The organism is Desulfothermobacter acidiphilus (assembly GCF_052073645.1).
GTDB lineage: Bacteria > Bacillota > Desulfotomaculia > Desulfotomaculales > Ammonificaceae > Desulfothermobacter > Desulfothermobacter acidiphilus.
The window spans coordinates 1,400,868-1,415,524 of record NZ_CM125440.1 but is presented as its reverse complement, the minus strand read 5'-3'; the positions used below and the strand labels follow the sequence as shown (position 1 = coordinate 1,415,524).

Annotated in this window: 17 protein-coding genes; 16 read left to right on the top strand and 1 reads right to left on the bottom strand. The window is 59.1% G+C overall.

The genetic code is table 11. The features are described 5' to 3' along the window. The first annotated feature begins 9 nt into the window (after positions 1-9). The 13 genes from ACTLLP_RS07265 (at position 10) to ACTLLP_RS07205 (ending at position 8,888) form a co-directional block, all read left to right on the top strand. Positions 10-501, top strand: coding sequence for a ferredoxin domain-containing protein (locus tag ACTLLP_RS07265; protein ID WP_441061703.1), 492 nt, complete (start codon positions 10-12; stop codon positions 499-501). A gap of 15 nt (positions 502-516) precedes the next feature. Continuing rightward, positions 517-1,593 (top strand): nicotinate-nucleotide--dimethylbenzimidazole phosphoribosyltransferase, encoded by a 1,077-nt coding sequence (gene cobT, locus ACTLLP_RS07260; RefSeq protein WP_441058434.1) that lies wholly within the window; start codon positions 517-519, stop codon positions 1,591-1,593. A gap of 196 nt (positions 1,594-1,789) precedes the next feature. Then, the gene (locus ACTLLP_RS07255; RefSeq protein WP_441058432.1) at positions 1,790-1,963 is read left to right on the top strand and encodes a hypothetical protein; all 174 of its coding nucleotides are present in this window, start codon (positions 1,790-1,792) and stop codon (positions 1,961-1,963) included. An 85-nt stretch (positions 1,964-2,048) separates the two neighbouring features. Beyond that, positions 2,049-3,005: a stage III sporulation protein AA gene (spoIIIAA, locus tag ACTLLP_RS07250; protein ID WP_441058430.1), complete on the top strand. Its 957-nt coding sequence runs from the start codon at positions 2,049-2,051 to the stop codon at positions 3,003-3,005. Further along, positions 3,005-3,523, top strand: a complete 519-nt coding sequence (spoIIIAB, locus tag ACTLLP_RS07245) for a stage III sporulation protein SpoIIIAB (RefSeq protein WP_441058428.1) — start codon at positions 3,005-3,007, stop codon at positions 3,521-3,523. Before spoIIIAA ends, spoIIIAB begins: the two co-directional genes overlap by 1 nt. A 13-nt stretch (positions 3,524-3,536) precedes the next feature. After that, positions 3,537-3,737 (top strand): stage III sporulation protein AC, encoded by a 201-nt coding sequence (gene spoIIIAC / locus ACTLLP_RS07240; RefSeq protein ID WP_441058426.1) that lies wholly within the window; start codon positions 3,537-3,539, stop codon positions 3,735-3,737. Positions 3,738-3,752: 15 nt separating this feature from the next. Continuing rightward, on the top strand, positions 3,753-4,148 hold the full coding sequence (gene spoIIIAD, locus ACTLLP_RS07235) for a stage III sporulation protein AD (RefSeq protein WP_441058424.1): 396 nt from the start codon (positions 3,753-3,755) through the stop codon (positions 4,146-4,148). Next, positions 4,145-5,293, top strand: a complete 1,149-nt coding sequence (gene spoIIIAE / locus ACTLLP_RS07230) for a stage III sporulation protein AE (protein WP_441058422.1) — start codon at positions 4,145-4,147, stop codon at positions 5,291-5,293. Before spoIIIAD ends, spoIIIAE begins: the two co-directional genes overlap by 4 nt. A gap of 21 nt (positions 5,294-5,314) precedes the next feature. After that, positions 5,315-5,812: a stage III sporulation protein AF gene (locus ACTLLP_RS07225; protein WP_441058420.1), complete on the top strand. Its 498-nt coding sequence runs from the start codon at positions 5,315-5,317 to the stop codon at positions 5,810-5,812. Between the two features lie 15 nt (positions 5,813-5,827). Beyond that, a complete protein-coding gene (locus ACTLLP_RS07220) occupies positions 5,828-6,430 on the top strand; it encodes a SpoIIIAG-related protein (protein WP_441058418.1) in 603 nt (200 codons plus the stop codon). Further along, positions 6,427-6,960, top strand: coding sequence for a SpoIIIAH-like family protein (locus tag ACTLLP_RS07215; protein WP_441058416.1), 534 nt, complete (start codon positions 6,427-6,429; stop codon positions 6,958-6,960). Before ACTLLP_RS07220 ends, ACTLLP_RS07215 begins: the two co-directional genes overlap by 4 nt. 95 nt (positions 6,961-7,055) lie before the next feature. Continuing rightward, positions 7,056-8,717: a ribonuclease J gene (locus ACTLLP_RS07210; RefSeq protein ID WP_441058414.1), complete on the top strand. Its 1,662-nt coding sequence runs from the start codon at positions 7,056-7,058 to the stop codon at positions 8,715-8,717. 3 nt (positions 8,718-8,720) lie between these two features. Next, positions 8,721-8,888 carry a hypothetical protein gene (locus ACTLLP_RS07205; protein ID WP_441058412.1) on the top strand — a complete coding sequence of 56 codons (168 nt, stop codon included), beginning with the start codon at positions 8,721-8,723 and terminating at the stop codon, positions 8,886-8,888. Here ACTLLP_RS07205 and ACTLLP_RS07200 read toward each other — a convergent pair. Further along, entirely contained in the window at positions 8,885-9,778 is an 894-nt protein-coding gene (locus tag ACTLLP_RS07200) for an NAD(P)H-binding protein (protein WP_441058410.1), read from the bottom strand. The genes ACTLLP_RS07205 and ACTLLP_RS07200 overlap by 4 nt on opposite strands. Positions 9,779-10,126: 348 nt before the next feature. Here ACTLLP_RS07200 and ACTLLP_RS07195 point away from each other — a divergent pair, with 348 nt between their 5' ends. The 3 genes from ACTLLP_RS07195 (at position 10,127) to aspS (ending at position 14,526) form a co-directional block, all read left to right on the top strand. Beyond that, positions 10,127-11,377 (top strand): glycosyltransferase family 2 protein, encoded by a 1,251-nt coding sequence (locus ACTLLP_RS07195; protein ID WP_441058408.1) that lies wholly within the window; start codon positions 10,127-10,129, stop codon positions 11,375-11,377. A 69-nt stretch (positions 11,378-11,446) separates the two neighbouring features. After that, positions 11,447-12,739, top strand: a complete 1,293-nt coding sequence (gene hisS, locus ACTLLP_RS07190; protein WP_441058406.1) for a histidine--tRNA ligase — start codon at positions 11,447-11,449, stop codon at positions 12,737-12,739. Further along, positions 12,736-14,526 (top strand): aspartate--tRNA ligase, encoded by a 1,791-nt coding sequence (gene aspS, locus ACTLLP_RS07185; protein ID WP_441058404.1) that lies wholly within the window; start codon positions 12,736-12,738, stop codon positions 14,524-14,526. Before hisS ends, aspS begins: the two co-directional genes overlap by 4 nt. Positions 14,527-14,657 lie beyond the last annotated feature (131 nt).

The following is a 14,657-nucleotide window of genomic DNA, read 5'->3' as shown; positions in this document are numbered from 1 at the left end:
GCTGAGTTAATGGTTTTGGCAGCGCGCACCGCTCCCAAATCGCGCGGGGAGGATTATTTGGTCCTGCGGGTGCTGACCGGAGAAGAGGTGCTCCGCCTGGGAGAGGCAATGATCGAGTACGGGAAAAAAACTGGGAAAAAGAATTTCGACCGCGATGGAGATAACGTGAAGCGTTCTGCTGCGGTCTTGCTCGTAGGGCTTAGAGACGCCAAGCCTTTGGGGCTTAATTGCGGCGCCTGTGGCTGGAACCAGTGCCAGGAAATGCCTCCTCTTCGTGAAGGCCCGGAGTTTCGGGGTCCCTTCTGTTTTTGGCGGGCGGTGGATTTGGGTATCGCCGTGGGCTCGGCAGTGAAGACGGCCTCTTTGCACAACGTGGATAACCGCATTATGTATAGAGCGGGGGTCGTGGCCCGGCAACTGGGTCTTATCGAGGCGGAGGTGGTGCTGGCCGTTCCTTTGTCGGTTACCGGCAAGAATATTTATTTCGATCGCAAGGAGTAAGGGGGGAGGCAGAGCTTGGAAAGGCTGATCGCTGAGATCTGTGCCCGAGTGGGGGATCTGGATAAGGAGGCTATGGCCCAAGCCCAAGACCGCCTGGACCAACTTTTAAAGCCCCCAGGGAGCTTGGGACGGCTGGAGGAGTTGGCGGTACAACTGGCGGGAATAATGGGCACACCCCGGCCGGTCATCAGGGATAAATGCGTGGTGGTCATGGCTGGGGATCACGGAGTGGTGGAGGAAGGGGTGAGCGCTGCCCCCCAAGAGATAACTTATCAGATCCTTCCCCACTTCGTGCGGGGAACCAGCGGGATAGGGGTGCTGGCTCGCCACGCCGGAGCTCGGGTGCTGGTGGTAGATGTGGGGGTGGCGTGCCCGGTATCTTTTCCCGGGGTGCTGGTACGCAAGGTGCGAGCAGGAACAGGTAATATTGCCCGGGGGCCGGCCATGAGCCGGGAGGAAGCCCTGCGAGCTATACAGGTTGGCGTTGAGGTGGCCGCGGAGGAAGTGCGTAAGGGAGCCTCGCTCATAGCTACTGGCGACATGGGTATCGGCAATACCACTCCCTCCAGCGCCATCCTTGCCGCCTTTACTGGATTGCCGGTGGAAGAGACGGTGGGGCGGGGAACGCTGGTAAACGACGCGGTGTTACAGAGGAAACGGGAAGTGGTAGCTCAGAGCTTAGCGGTCAACCGGCCCGATCCCTCCGATCCACTGGATGTGCTGGCCAAGGTGGGTGGACTGGAAATAGCTGGTTTGGTGGGACTCATACTGGGTGCGGCGGCGCACCGGGTACCTGTTCTACTAGACGGCTTTATCACCGGGGCGGCGGCCCTGGTGGCGGCGGGCCTTTGTTTCCCGGTGCGGCAGTTCCTGATCGCTTCCCACCTTTCCCGGGAGCGAGCTCACCACCACATGCTGCGCTACCTAGGCTTGAAGCCTCTGCTCGACTTCGACCTGCGCCTCGGCGAAGGTACCGGCGCGGCTTTGGCGCTACCTCTGGTGGAAGCTTCTTGTGAAATATTGAACAAAATGGTGACTTTTTCTGAAGCTGCGGTGATGTCGATGCATGAGGATAAAATTTGGCGACCATAAAATTTTCATTCCCCGGTGGGCATAATAATGCCCGTAGGTTTAAGACCGGGGGTGAATTATTGCAGGTGGCTGATTTACCGGCTCGGGTAGCTTATATGCGGGGCCTCCTTTCCGGTTTTGGTGGCGATCCCCAGGCGAAGGAGAATCGTCTGTGGGAAGAGGTGACTCAGGTGCTGGAAGCGTTGGTGGAGGAGAGGTGCGCGAACTCTCTAGCGCTCAGGAAGACCTGGAGGATTATCTGCAAGCGCTGGACGAAGACCTGTACGCGGTGGAGTCGGTGCTTTTCGGCCCTGAAGAGGAGGAGGGGTACGGTGGAGAGGGGGGAGAGGGAGTCACGGTGTCCCAGCCAACAGTAGAGGATGTGTTTTAGGGGGGTTAGCTGCCCCCCTTCCTACTCGGTTGATGACGCATATTTCTTGTCCCTCCCCATATATTTTCCTGGGGAGGGACAAACTGTGAATCAAACTGCGCGCAAGTACATCTTGTCTTACCTGCCAGACGCCTTGGGGCAACTCTTGGACGCTTTTTCCCCGTGGTCGGAATTGGAGGAAGTGAGGCTTAGAGCTCGGCAGCCTCTCGCTCTGCGGCTAACCCGAGGAGAGTTCTTTCTTTCCCCCGACGGTAAGCTTTCTCTAGACCCGGCTGAGGGCTACATAGTGCAACCGGAGGATTTGGTCTGGGTGCTGAACGCGGTCACCGGTTCTTCCCTTTACGCCTTTGAGGAAGAAGTGCGCCAGGGTTACCTCACCCTGCCGGGAGGGCATCGGCTGGGGCTGACAGGCCAGCCTCTCCAGGAAGGGGGCAGGATTAAAACCTTCAGCTATGTGGGCAGCCTCAATCTCCGGTTAGCGCGCGAGCTCAAAGGAGTGTCTGAACCCTTCTTTCCCTACCTTCTGCACGGGAGTCCGCCCTCCGCGACCCATATACTGATACTTTCTCCCCCTCGGGGGGGCAAGACCACTTTTCTCCGCGACCTGGTGCGGCTCCTCTCATTGGGGGTGCCCGCGCTGGGTTTCCGGGGCATCACGGTGGGTTTGGTGGACGAGCGCGGGGAAGTAGCTGCTTGCCGACAAGGGGTGCCCCAACTGGACGTGGGGCCTCGCACCGATGTGCTAACCAACTGCACCAAGGTGGAAGGAATTCGCCTGCTACTGCGGGCTTTTGCTCCCGAGGTGATCGCAATGGATGAGTTGGGGCGGGAGGAGGAGGTGCGAGCAGTGGAGGACGCCTTGAATGCTGGGGTCAGGGTGGTGGCCACCGCTCACGCCAGCAGCCTGGAGGAACTCGAGCGGCGACCTTTTTTTCGCTGGCTTTTCCGCTGCGGGGTGGTGCAGCGCTTTGTGCTTCTTTCCCACAGAGGAATGAGGCGGGAAGTGGTGGTTTTGGATGGCGAAGGGAGGGTTATAAGGTGATGTGGCGCTGGTTGGGGGCAGCGCTGCTACTATTGGCCGGGGGGATGGCGGGGCACGGGTTGAGCCGGGATTACTCCTGCCGCCCGCGAGAGTTACGAGCCTTGGTGAGCGGGTTGCAGTTGCTGCGGACGGAGATAAACTACGCTGTGCCCTTGCCCGAAGCGCTGCTACGGGTGGGACGGAACTTAGGAGGTGAGGTGGGAGAGCTTTTCGACCAGCTGGCCGCCCGGCTGAAATGCGGTGGCGCTGCTCAAGGTATGGAGAGTTTGTGGGCGGGGGCAGTGGAGCAGTGGCGGTGCCGGCTGGCGCTGAAGGAGGAAGATTGGGAGGTCCTGGGCCTGCTAGCCGGAATCCTGGGAGGTACCTTGCGGGAAGAGCAGGAGCGGCATCTGGCCTTGGCTCAAGAACGTCTGGAACTAGCACTCGGCCTGGCTGAAGAGGAGGCCCGGCGCTACATCCGGCTGTACCGCTTTCTGGGCTGGGGAGCGGGGTTGGGCCTGGCGGTGCTGTTGATTTAGGGGGTGAGAGATTTTGGGGCAGATCGATCTCATTTACAAAATTGCGGGAGTGGGTATTCTCACCGCGGTTTTGCACACCATGCTCAAACAGGCGGGTAAAGAAGATCTGGCTCATTTGGCCACCTGGGCGGGGGTGGCGATAGTGCTGGTGTGGGTGGTCAAATTATTGGGCAGCCTTTTCACCGAGGTGCAGACGGTCTTTCATCTTTTTTAGGTTGGGGGGAGCGCCGTGGAAATTTTGCAGGTGGTGGGCTTCGCATTGATAGCCACGGTGCTGGCAGTGGTGCTGCGCCGGGAAAAACCCGAAATAGCGTTGCTGGTGGGTCTAGGAGCGGGAGCGATGATTTTCCTGGCCTTCGTGGGGAAAATCGCGGCCATTGTAACGGTGGTGAGCAGCATGGCGCAGAGAGCCGGCCTTAACCTGCTGTACCTGGAAGTGCTGCTCAAGATCGTTGGTATTGCTTACTTGGCCGAGTTCGGCGCCCAACTCTGTCGCGATGCCGGAGAAGGGGCATTGGCGGTTAAATTGGAATTTGCGGCCAAGATTATCATCCTTCTGCTAGCGATGCCAGTATTATTTAACTTGCTGGAGCTTCTATTGGAACTGGTGGGGATGCGGGGATGAGGCGGTTTTGGCTGGCTTTAGCGCTTCTATGGCTGGTATCAGTCCCGGCCTGGGCCGCTGCTCCTTCGTGGGAAGAGGAGTTGGGAAGGTTGGAACTCGGGCAGGTAGAGGTGGAAGCGGAACGTATCCGGGAGGAGTTACAGGGTCTGGTCCCAGTCACTAGTTTCCGTCAGTTGGTGAGCGAGTTCGCGCGGGGCAAATTAGAGCTCAGTCCTTCCAATTTGCTGACCGCGCTGGGGCGGTGTCTGGGGCAGGAACTCTGGCAGGGGGGGAGCCTGCTGGGCAAGCTTTTGCTCCTGGGAGTGGTGTTGGCCTTGTTGCAGCAACTGGGGACGGCTTTCGAACGGGGGACGGTGGTGCGCCTAGCCTTCGCCGTCTCTTTTCTAGCCCTAGCGGTCACCGTAGCCGAGGCGCTGAGCTTGGCGCTTCGGGTGGCCGGGCACACGGTGGACGGGGTGGTGAGCTTTTTACAAGCTTTGCTCCCCGCGCTTTTGACCCTGCTGGTGGCCACCGGTGGCGTGGGGACCGCTGCTCTGATCCATCCCACCATCCTCTTAACCCTTGGTCTGGTGGGAACTTTGGTCAAGACCGTGGTTTTTCCCTTGCTGGTTTTCAGCGTGGTCCTGGGACTGACGGATCATATTAACGACGCCTTTTCGGTTTCTCGCTTGGCCTCGCTTTGCCGGCACTTGGGGTTAGCCGTACTGGGTATCTGTTCCCTTGTATTGCTGGGAGTTATGGGGCTGCAGGGGGTAACGGGGGCGGTTAGCGGAGGGTTAGGGCTGCGAGCGGCCAAGTACGCCACCGGAGCCTTCGTCCCCGTGGCCGGTACCATGCTGGCCGATGCTTTCGAGGCGGTGCTGAGTACAGCGCTGCTCCTGAAGAGCGCGGTGGGCCTGGCTGGGATGTTTTTGGTGCTAGGAGCGGTGGCTTTTCCTGCGGTGAAGCTGGGGGTTCTGGCACTGCTTTTCAAGCTGGGGGCTGCCCTGGTGCAGCCACTGGAATGTAAGTTGGCCGCCTGTCTGGATACGGTGGGAGCAGGACTTTGGGGAGTTTTCGCCGTGGTAGTCATGGTGGGCCTGCTGGCCTTCTGGGGCATCGGTTTGGTGGTGGCCCTGGCCCATTTAAGCACCTGGTTGCGTTAGGGGGGATGTTCCCTGGAAAGAGTGGCGGAGTTGGTGCGTAATCTTACCTTGCTGGTGGTTTTGGCAGCTGTGTTGGAGCTCTGGTTGCCAGCGGGGGATATGCGGCGCTACGTGCGTCTAGTAGCCGGTCTGCTGCTAGTGGCGGCGGTGGTTCAGGCGATCCTCGGGGGCTGGCGTTCCGGCTTCGCTTCGATTGCTTTACCGCCGGTAGCCAGTCACCCGGCGACTCCGGTCACCGCCAGTGAGTGGCAGCGGCGAGCGGAGGAGCTCTACCAGGATAGCCTAGCTCGTCAGGTGCAAGCGCTGGCGCGACTGGCAGGCCTACCTGTGGATCGGGTGGAGGTAGTGCTGGAGAGAGAGTGTGGGGGATACCCCCGTCTCCGAGAACTGAAATTGCACGTTTCTCACAGCGTTCCTGCCAGCACCGCGGAGGAAGACGGGAAGGCCACGGAAGCGCTCAAGACCCTGGCTGATTTCTACAATATGGAGCCGCGGCAGATCACCCTGATGGCACCGTAAAAGGGGGTTCTGGTCTTGGATTGGAAGCGTTGGTTGGGAGGTAAAGACAGCCCCTGGGCTAAAAACCCGGGCTACTGGTTGAAGGTGGCCCTGCTGGGGGTGGGAGGGCTGTTGCTCTTGATCTGGGGGAGCTGGGGCGGGAAGTCGGGGAATCCGCCACCCTCTCCCTCGCTGGAGCGCGAGCGGCCTAATTCGGCTACTCGCTTGCAGCAAGAGGAGGGGGAACTCGCCGCGCGGCTGGCACGATTGCTTTCCCAGGTAGAAGGGGCGGGCAAGGTGGAGGTCACCGTGCGCCTGTCCGGTTCCACCAAGGTGGACTACGCCACCAGCCAGGTGGCTTCACGCCGGGTTACTGAAGAAAAAGACAAGGGAGGGGGAAGCCGGGTGGTTACCGAGGACAACAACAACGGACAGATCGTGGTGCTGCGCGGGGGACAGCGTGAAGAGGCGGTGGTGCAGAGCGAGGAGGCGCCCCGGCCGCTAGGAGTGGTGGTAGTGGCCGATGGCGCTTCCGATCCACAGGTGAAGGAGCGGCTTTTTCGAGCGGTGCAGGTGGCTTTGGGGATTGAGGCTCACCGGATTACCGTCCTATCCCGCTGGGCGGGGGGAGGACAATGAGGTTGATTCTGGTGCATCGTTGGCTGGTGGGAGTCCTCGTGCTTCTCTTCCTTTTGGGGTTTTTTTTGCCGCTACTGTTCCACCACCGGGAGGGAGCTCGCCCTTTGCAGGCGCAGGAACCGGTTATTGCTCCCTTGCCTCCCGGGGAAAAGCGGACCAGCCTATACGCTGATCTTCGACTGGAGAGGGAGAGTCGTCGTAGCCAGCATATGGAATTATTACGCGAAATATGCAAAAACCCGGGTACCAATGAGGCTATGCGGCGGGAGGCTCAAAACCAGTTAATGGAACTCACTCGCAGGGCGGAGAAAGAGACCTGGCTGGAGGGTTTGCTCCGCGCCCAGGGTTACGAGGAAGTAGTGGTTACAATCGAAGGCAAGCACTTGACGGTGCTGCTCGGGCAGGAACTGAACCAAGCCGGAGTGGAGCGTCTGCTCCAGTTCCTGAGCCGGACGGCCGGCTATCCTAAGGAAGATATAACCATCGTAGCCAAGAATATTGTTGTTCCGCGCAAGGGGGAGGGTGTATAATTAATTCTAAGAAGTAAGAGCGGGTTTTAGCCTGGGGAACACTCGGCTCGGGCTTTCTTTTTTATATCTGAGCAGGAAGGAGGTGGACGAGTTTCTTGCGCAACAATAAGCTGCAGATCATTCCCCTGGGCGGTTTAGGGGAGATAGGTAAGAATTGCCTAGCCGTCCGGTGCGGGAGCGACATTGTAGTGGTGGATTGTGGTCTGATGTTTCCGGAGGAAGAGTTGCTGGGGATCGACGTGGTTATACCCGATGTTTCTTACCTGGTGGATCACCGGCAGTTGGTACGATCTGTAGTGCTCACTCACGGGCATGAAGATCATATTGGTGCTTTGCCCTACGTCTTGCCCCAGATCAATGTTCCCGTTTACGGAACCCGGTTAACTCTGGGATTACTGGAGGGAAAGCTGGAGGAGCACCTTCCCGGTTTCAAAGCCGACCTGCGCGTGGTGAAGCCCCGGGACATAGTGGAGTGCGGCTGCTTTAAGGTGGAATTCATACGCGTCTCTCACAGTATCCCAGACGCAGTGGCGGTGGCTATCCACACTCCTCTGGGGGTATTACTGCACACCGGTGACTTTAAAATAGATCATACCCCCGTGGATGGAGAACTTATTGATTTTCACCGCTTGGCCCAGCTAGGCGAAAGAGGGGTGCTGGTTCTGCTTTCGGACAGCACCAATGCTGAGCATCCGGGCTACACCATGTCGGAGCGGGTGGTGGGGGAAACCTTCGACGAGATCTTTCGCTCTTCTCAGGGGCGGATAATTATCGCTACCTTCGCCTCTAATATCCACCGCGTGCAGCAGGCAATCTTGGTGGCTCATCGTTACGGGCGTAAGGTAGCGGTAGCGGGGCGCAGCATGGTCAATGTAGTCAATATTGCCCACCAGTTGGGTTATCTCCAACTGCCCGAAGGAATAATGGTAGAGTTGGAGGAGGCTAACCGCTTACCTCGCCACCAGGTGGCTATTCTCACCACCGGAAGCCAGGGCGAGCCGATGTCGGCTCTGACCCGGATGGCCAGCGGAGATTTTAAGCAGCTGGAGATAATACCCGGCGACACCATCATCATTTCGGCCGTGCCGATTCCCGGTAACGAAAAGCTGGTGGCTCGGGTGGTGGATCAGCTCTTCAAGCGAGGGGCAATGGTGCTTTACGAGGCTGTTTCCGCCATCCACGTTTCCGGGCACCCCTGTCAGGAGGAGCTCAAGCTGATGATTAACCTTACCCGCCCCCGCTATTTTCTGCCGGTGCATGGAGAATACCGGATGCTCATCCGCCACGCTGCGTTGGCCCGGGAATTGGGCCTGCCTCCGGAGAACGTTTTCGTGGCGGAGAACGGCCAGATCGTGGAGATAACTCCAAAAGGTGGCCGTTTTGCCGGGCGCGTCACCGCTGGCCGGGTACTGGTAGACGGCCTGGGTGTGGGCGACGTGGGTAATATTGTGCTGCGCGACCGGAAGCAGCTGGCCCAGGACGGGATTCTTATCGTGGTGGTGGCGTTGAACCAAGAGACCGGGCAGGTGGTGGCGGGGCCGGATGTGATTTCCCGCGGTTTCGTTTACGTGCGCGAGGCCGAGGCGTTGATGGAAGAGGTTAAAGCGCAAGTGCGGGTAGTCCTGGATCGCTGCGTGGAACGCAAGAGCCTGGAATGGGCCACTATCAAAAGCGAGGTGCGCGAGGCCTTGGGACGCTTACTGTACGAGCGCACGCGGCGCAGACCTATGATCTTGCCTATCATCATGGGGGTGTAAAGCGTGGCCAAGGAGAAAGGGCAGCTTGACTGGAGAACCCGGCTGAAAGTTCAGGGGGGCTTCCTCCTGGCAGCCCTGATATTGGGGCTGGTGGATCTCGTTTACTACCGTCTGGGGCGTTTCTTGGTGCACGAGCGCGAGCCTCGCCGCTCCAGTCGCTGGCATTTTTAAGGGAGATTGAATTGTTGGAGCCCTTCCCTGAAAGTTGCCGGGCGGAAGCGAAAAGTTTTCTCCACCACGTCGGGGTTGGTGCTATTATCTTCCCCCAGTTGTTTGAGTTCGGCGGTGGTCACCGGCGGGTTGGGTAATATTCTCTCCAACAGTGGGACCGCCGCCTTTATGATTCCCAGCGGGATGGGCACGGGGAGACGGCGCAGTCCTTTGGCCTCGAGATAGGTGGCCAGCATTTCCCGGTAAGTCAGGAGCTCTGGCCCTCCCAGGTCGCAGCTTCGTCTCACCAGCAGGACTTCAGTCAAGCACAGGCGGATGCAGCGGGCTAGATCCCAGGAAGCCAGGGGCTGGAAACGGATACTTATAGCTGGGTAAAAGGCCAGCGGGGGAGGAGAAAGCTTCACCGATTGCGCCATGCGGTCGAGAAAGTCGGAGCCGGGACCGTAAATTATCGAAGGGCGCAGGATCGTCCATTCCAAGCGGCTTTGCCGTACCAACTCTTCTCCCTGCCACTTGGAGTGCCCGTAAGGGAGGCGAGGATCATTTTTGACACCTAAAGCGCTTAGATGCAACAAGCGCCGCGCTCCGGCCGCCTCGGCAGCTCTCACCACGTTAGCAGTGCCTTCCACGTTTACGGCGCGGAAGGTCTGCCGGCCCCTTTCCCGGATGATGGCCACGAGGTGAATCACGGCTTCCACTCCAGCAGCGGCGGCTTCTACGCTGGCGGGATCGGTCACGTCTCCGGCAACGTATTCCGCGCCTGCCCCCAAGATAGCGCGGGCTCGATTTGTGTCTCGCACCAGGCACCGAATCTTGAAGCCGTGTTCCAGGAGCTCCGGCACCACTGCTCGTCCAACCAATCCCGTTCCTCCGGTTACCAGAACCAGCATGGCTGTTCTTCACCTCCGAGGCGAGATTCTCGGTTCCGTGCTGGCAACGAAGGAATGTGTTTCCTTTTGTTGCCATTCTAACGGTGGGGGATGGTAACTGTCAACCGGGAACTTTCGAGGAGAGCTCAGCTCTGCTGTCAACGCGTCCCGCCAGTTCGTCCGGCGCTGGGCAAGGAGTGCGATGGGTCCCAGGGTTATTTTAGGGTTGTTTTTTCGGCTCAGGCGAGCGATACTGCCAAGTAATGTATTGACCAAGGCCAGAGTATGGATTACCCTATATTAAGGTGACGTTTGAAGCCAGAAGTGCCCTGGGAAGGGAAAAAGCTAAGCTTTGTCGGGAGTTGAGGGATGACGGAATTACTTTTTGTCCTGCAATTGGCGTTGATCGCCTACGGTTTGTACCATACTTTCCTGTCCGTTTTTTCCCTTTACCGGCGAGTGGAAGATTATCGGAGCACTCCTCCTAAGCATTCTTTCGCCGTAGTTATCGCCGCGCACAACGAGGAGAAAGTAATCGGGGAACTGGTAAAAAGTGTATTTCGCTCTGATTACCCGCGCGAGCTCTACGAGGTCTTCGTTATTGCCGATAACTGTACCGACCGCACCTCCGAGGTGGCTGCTTCGCTGGGTGCCACCGTGATCGAACGGTTCAACCATTACAAGAGGGGTAAGGGGTATGCGCTGGAGTACGGGTTTCAGCGCATTTTTGCGTTGCCCCGGAAGTTCGACGCGGTGGTGGTGCTGGATGCTGATAACCTTATCTCCCCTCATTTTCTGCAGGCCATGAATCACCGGCTGGCCCGGGGGGAAAAGATCATCCAGGGCTATCTCGATACCAAGAACCCGGACGACACCTGGATTTCCCGGTCTATTTACGTGGGGTACCTGATCAGCAACCGCTTCTGTCAGCTGGCCCGGCATAACTTGGGATTGAGTTGCGCCTTGGGCGGTACCGGGATGTGCATAGCCACCGATGTGCTCAAGCGTTTCGGTTGGGGGATGACCACCCTCACGGAGGACCTGGAATTTCAGACTAAAGCACTGCTTTGCGGCCTCCGGGTTACCTGGGCACACGAGGCGGCGGTTTACGATGAGAAGCCGCTAAGCCTCCGCCAATCTTGGCGTCAACGCCAGCGTTGGATGCAAGGACACTGCCAGGTGGCGGGGCGCTATTTCTTCCGCCTGATATGGGAAGGTATTCGCACGCGCGATTTCAAAAAGATTGACGGCGCACTGTACCTGCTCCGCCCTTACTTCACTATGGGTGTGGGTGTGGCCGCGTTGCTTTCCCTGCTCTTCGATTTTAATTGGAGCCGCATCGATGTATGGTGGTTTATCAAAGGCTTCAGCGGTCAGTACCTGTACTTGGCGTTGGCTCTTTTCCTGGAGAAGGTCCCGTTGCGTGCTTACTTGTGGCTGTTCTATTATCCTATTTTCGCTTTCACCTGGATCCCTATAACTTTCGCCGGTTTCCTTTACCGTCACCGCCGTTCCTGGTGTCACACCAAGCACGTCCGCAATATTTCTTGGGAGCAGCTTAAAAACTGGAACCGCTACCGGACGCAGAGGGAATGGCACGGAGCGGAAAACCCCGACTAGCCTTGGCCGCTTCTTCTGGTCGTGGTAGAATATCAACAATTTTCGTTTAGGCCGGGTGGGGGAAGAACTATGGGAAAGTTGGACTTGCGGTTGCCGCCGGGAGTGAAGGACATATTGCCCGAGGAAATACCCGGTTGGCACTATCTAGAAGACGTAGTGCGAGAACTAGCCCTGCTTTACCGTTTCCATGAGATCCGCACCCCGATCTTGGAGAAGGCGTTGCTGTTTAAACGGGGTGTCGGAGAGACCACCGATATTGTGCTCAAGGAAATGTATGTTTTCAAGGATCGGGGGGGGCGAGAACTGGCTTTGCGGCCGGAAGGTACGGCCCCGATAGTCCGGGCCTACGTGGAGCACGGTTTGCACACTCGCCCGCAGCCGCTCAAGCTCTACTACCTTGGGCCCATGTTCCGGCACGATCGTCCCCAAATGGGGCGCAGCCGCCAATTTCACCAGTTCGGAGCCGAAATATTTGGGGCGCCTGGGCCGCTGGCCGATGCAGAAATCATCGCTTTCTTGTCGGCCTTTCTTTCCCGCGCCGGCGTGAGAGATTGGGAATTGGAGCTTAATAGTGTGGGATGCCCTGAGTGTCGCCCGCGGTTGCTGGCCGCGCTCCAGGATTATTTCCGCGCCCACCTGACGGAACTCTGCCCGGATTGCCGCCAGCGTCTGGAACGTAATCCTTTGCGAGTGCTGGACTGTAAGGAGGCCGTCTGCCAGGAGGTGGTGCAGCGAGCTCCCACGCCTATGGATTATCTTTGTTCTCGTTGCCAGTCTCATTTTGCCGCTGTGCAAGAAGAGCTGCGAGGCATGGAACTGCCTTTCCGGATCAACCCCCGCCTAGTTAGGGGTTTGGACTATTACACGGGAACCGCTTTCGAGGTGCTCTCCTCCTCCCTGGGAGCGCAAAACGCGCTGGGCGGGGGGGGTCGTTACGATTATCTGGTGCAGGAATGCGGGGGCCCACCCACACCGGGAGTCGGCTTTGCGGTGGGGTTAGAGCGGGTGCTGCTGGCGTTGTCCAAGCAGCCAGACTGCCCCTTTCCCACGGGGGAAAAGCGCCAGGGGGTCTTCGTGGTGGCACCGGACGAGGAGGGACGGCGCGAGCAGGCGCGTTGGGTGCGCCGGTTGCGGTCGGCGGGCGTGCCTTCCGACCGTGACTACGTGGCCGAGCGCGGGCTGCGGGCGCAATTGAGGCAGGCTGACCGGATGGGAGCGCGCTGGGCGCTGATTCTGGGATCGGAAGAGTTGGCTCAGGGGAAGGTGCGGCTGCGCGACCTGGAAAAGGGAGAGCAATTCGATCTGCCGGTGGAGAGAGTAATCGACTGGCTTAAAACCGAAGCTACGGGGGGAAAGGAATGATCTATCGCACTCACTACGCCGGAGCTCTTAGCGAAGAGCAGCTGGGCCAGAAGGTGATACTGGCGGGCTGGGTACAGCGACGCCGGGATCACGGCGGCCTTATTTTCTTAGACCTACGCGATCGGGAAGGTTTGGTGCAGGTGGTTTTTAGCCCGGACACCGCGCCGGAAGCCTTCGCGGTAGCGGAAAAAGTACGGAGCGAGTACGTTTTGCTGGTAGAGGGGGAGGTGCGTCGGCGCCCGGAGGGCACGGAAAACCCCCGGTTGCGCACTGGTAATCTGGAGGTGCGAGCCGTCTCCTGCGCTATCCTTAACCCTTCGCGCACACCCCCTTTCTATATCGAAGACGGTCTTCAGGTCGAGGAAGACCTGCGCTTGCGTTACCGCTATCTAGACCTGCGGCGTCCAGAAATGCAGGAGGCCTTGCGCTTGCGCCACCGGGCGGCGAAAGCGGCGCGAGACTATCTGGATGCTCACGGCTTTTGGGAAGTGGAGACGCCGGTTTTGACCCGGAGCACTCCCGAGGGGGCGCGCGATTACTTGGTCCCCAGCCGGGTGTATCCTGGGCGATTTTACGCGTTGCCGCAGTCCCCGCAGCTTTTCAAGCAGTTGCTGATGGTGGCTGGGGTGGATCGCTACTTTCAGATCGTGCGTTGTTTTCGGGACGAGGATTTGCGCGCTGATCGTCAGCCTGAGTTCACGCAGATCGACCTGGAGATGTCTTTCGTGACCGCCGAGGACGTGATGCATTTGAGCGAAGGGCTGATCTCCACCCTTTGCCGGGAGGTGGCAGGCGTTGAGCCTCCCCAGCCCTTCCCGCGCCTCACCTACAGCGAAGCCATGTCGCTTTACGGCACCGACCGCCCTGACCTGCGCTACGACATGCTTCTCACCGATGTCAGCGATTTGGTGGCTGGGGCAGAGTTCCAGGTCTTTGCCCAGGCGGTGGCCAAGGGCGGGTGCGTCAAGGGTATAGCGGTGCCGGGCGCAGCGCATTTCAGCCGCAAGGAGATCGACGATCTCACCCGCTTTGCGGCCCTTTTCGGGGCCAAGGGGCTGGCTTATATCCAGCTCTTGCCGGAGGGGCCTAGGTCTCCTATCCTGAAGTTTTTGGGGGCGGGGCTAGTGGAAGCTTTGCGGCAACGCCTGCGGGCGGAAGAGGGAGCGTTACTGCTTTTTGTTGCTGACCGGCGCGAAGTGGTGGAGCGCAGCTTGGGAGCTTTGCGAAGCCGGCTGGCGCAGGAGTTGAAATTGGAGCGGCCGGGCTGGAGTTTCGTTTGGGTGGTGGATTTTCCTCTCCTGGAGTTCGATGCCGAAGAGGGGCGTTATGTCGCTCTGCACCACCCTTTCACCGCTCCTCTCCCTGAGGATATACCTTGGTTGGAGACATCGCCGGAGAGGGTCCGTTCCCAAGCTTACGATTTGGTGCTGAATGGGGTGGAACTCGGGGGTGGCAGCATTCGCATCAACTCCCCAGCATTGCAGGAGCAGGTTTTCCGGCTGATCGGCCTCTCGCCGGAGGAGGCTAGGGAAAAGTTTGGCTTCTTGTTGGAGGCGCTGGAGTACGGAGCTCCACCTCATGGCGGTATAGCGTTTGGCTTCGACCGAGTGCTGATGTTGTTGCTGAGACGGGATACGATCCGCGATGTGATTCCCTTCCCCAAGACGCAGAAGGCTCAGGATCTGCTGATGCAGGCGCCAGCGCCGGTGACTCAGGAGCAGTTGCGCGAGTTGCACCTGCGGGTGGAGTTGCCTCCCGGCGCGGTGTCCGCAGCTAAGAAAGCCTAGCATCCGGTCCTAGGCCTCGCTTCTCTTCGCATCTCTACCTCACTGTGCGGGGCGCTCTTCTGGGGCGCGCTGGTGTCCGCAGGGGAGCCCTGCTCCTTAACCCTCGCGCTTGTCCTCCGGGGATTATCCTT

What these genes read in the sequence shown, in the direction of transcription:
- ACTLLP_RS07195 (WP_441058408.1), top strand. Translation starts at nt 10,127, where the DNA reads ATGACGGAATTACTTTTTGTCCTGCAATTGGCGTTGATCGCCTACGGT.
- spoIIIAE (WP_441058422.1), top strand. Translation starts at nt 4,145, where the DNA reads ATGAGGCGGTTTTGGCTGGCTTTAGCGCTTCTATGGCTGGTATCAGTC.
- ACTLLP_RS07200 (WP_441058410.1), bottom strand. Translation starts at nt 9,778, where the DNA reads ATGCTGGTTCTGGTAACCGGAGGAACGGGATTGGTTGGACGAGCAGTG.
- aspS (WP_441058404.1), top strand. Translation starts at nt 12,736, where the DNA reads ATGATCTATCGCACTCACTACGCCGGAGCTCTTAGCGAAGAGCAGCTG.
- ACTLLP_RS07265 (WP_441061703.1), top strand. Translation starts at nt 10, where the DNA reads ATGGTTTTGGCAGCGCGCACCGCTCCCAAATCGCGCGGGGAGGATTAT.
- spoIIIAB (WP_441058428.1), top strand. Translation starts at nt 3,005, where the DNA reads ATGTGGCGCTGGTTGGGGGCAGCGCTGCTACTATTGGCCGGGGGGATG.
- ACTLLP_RS07215 (WP_441058416.1), top strand. Translation starts at nt 6,427, where the DNA reads ATGAGGTTGATTCTGGTGCATCGTTGGCTGGTGGGAGTCCTCGTGCTT.
- hisS (WP_441058406.1), top strand. Translation starts at nt 11,447, where the DNA reads ATGGGAAAGTTGGACTTGCGGTTGCCGCCGGGAGTGAAGGACATATTG.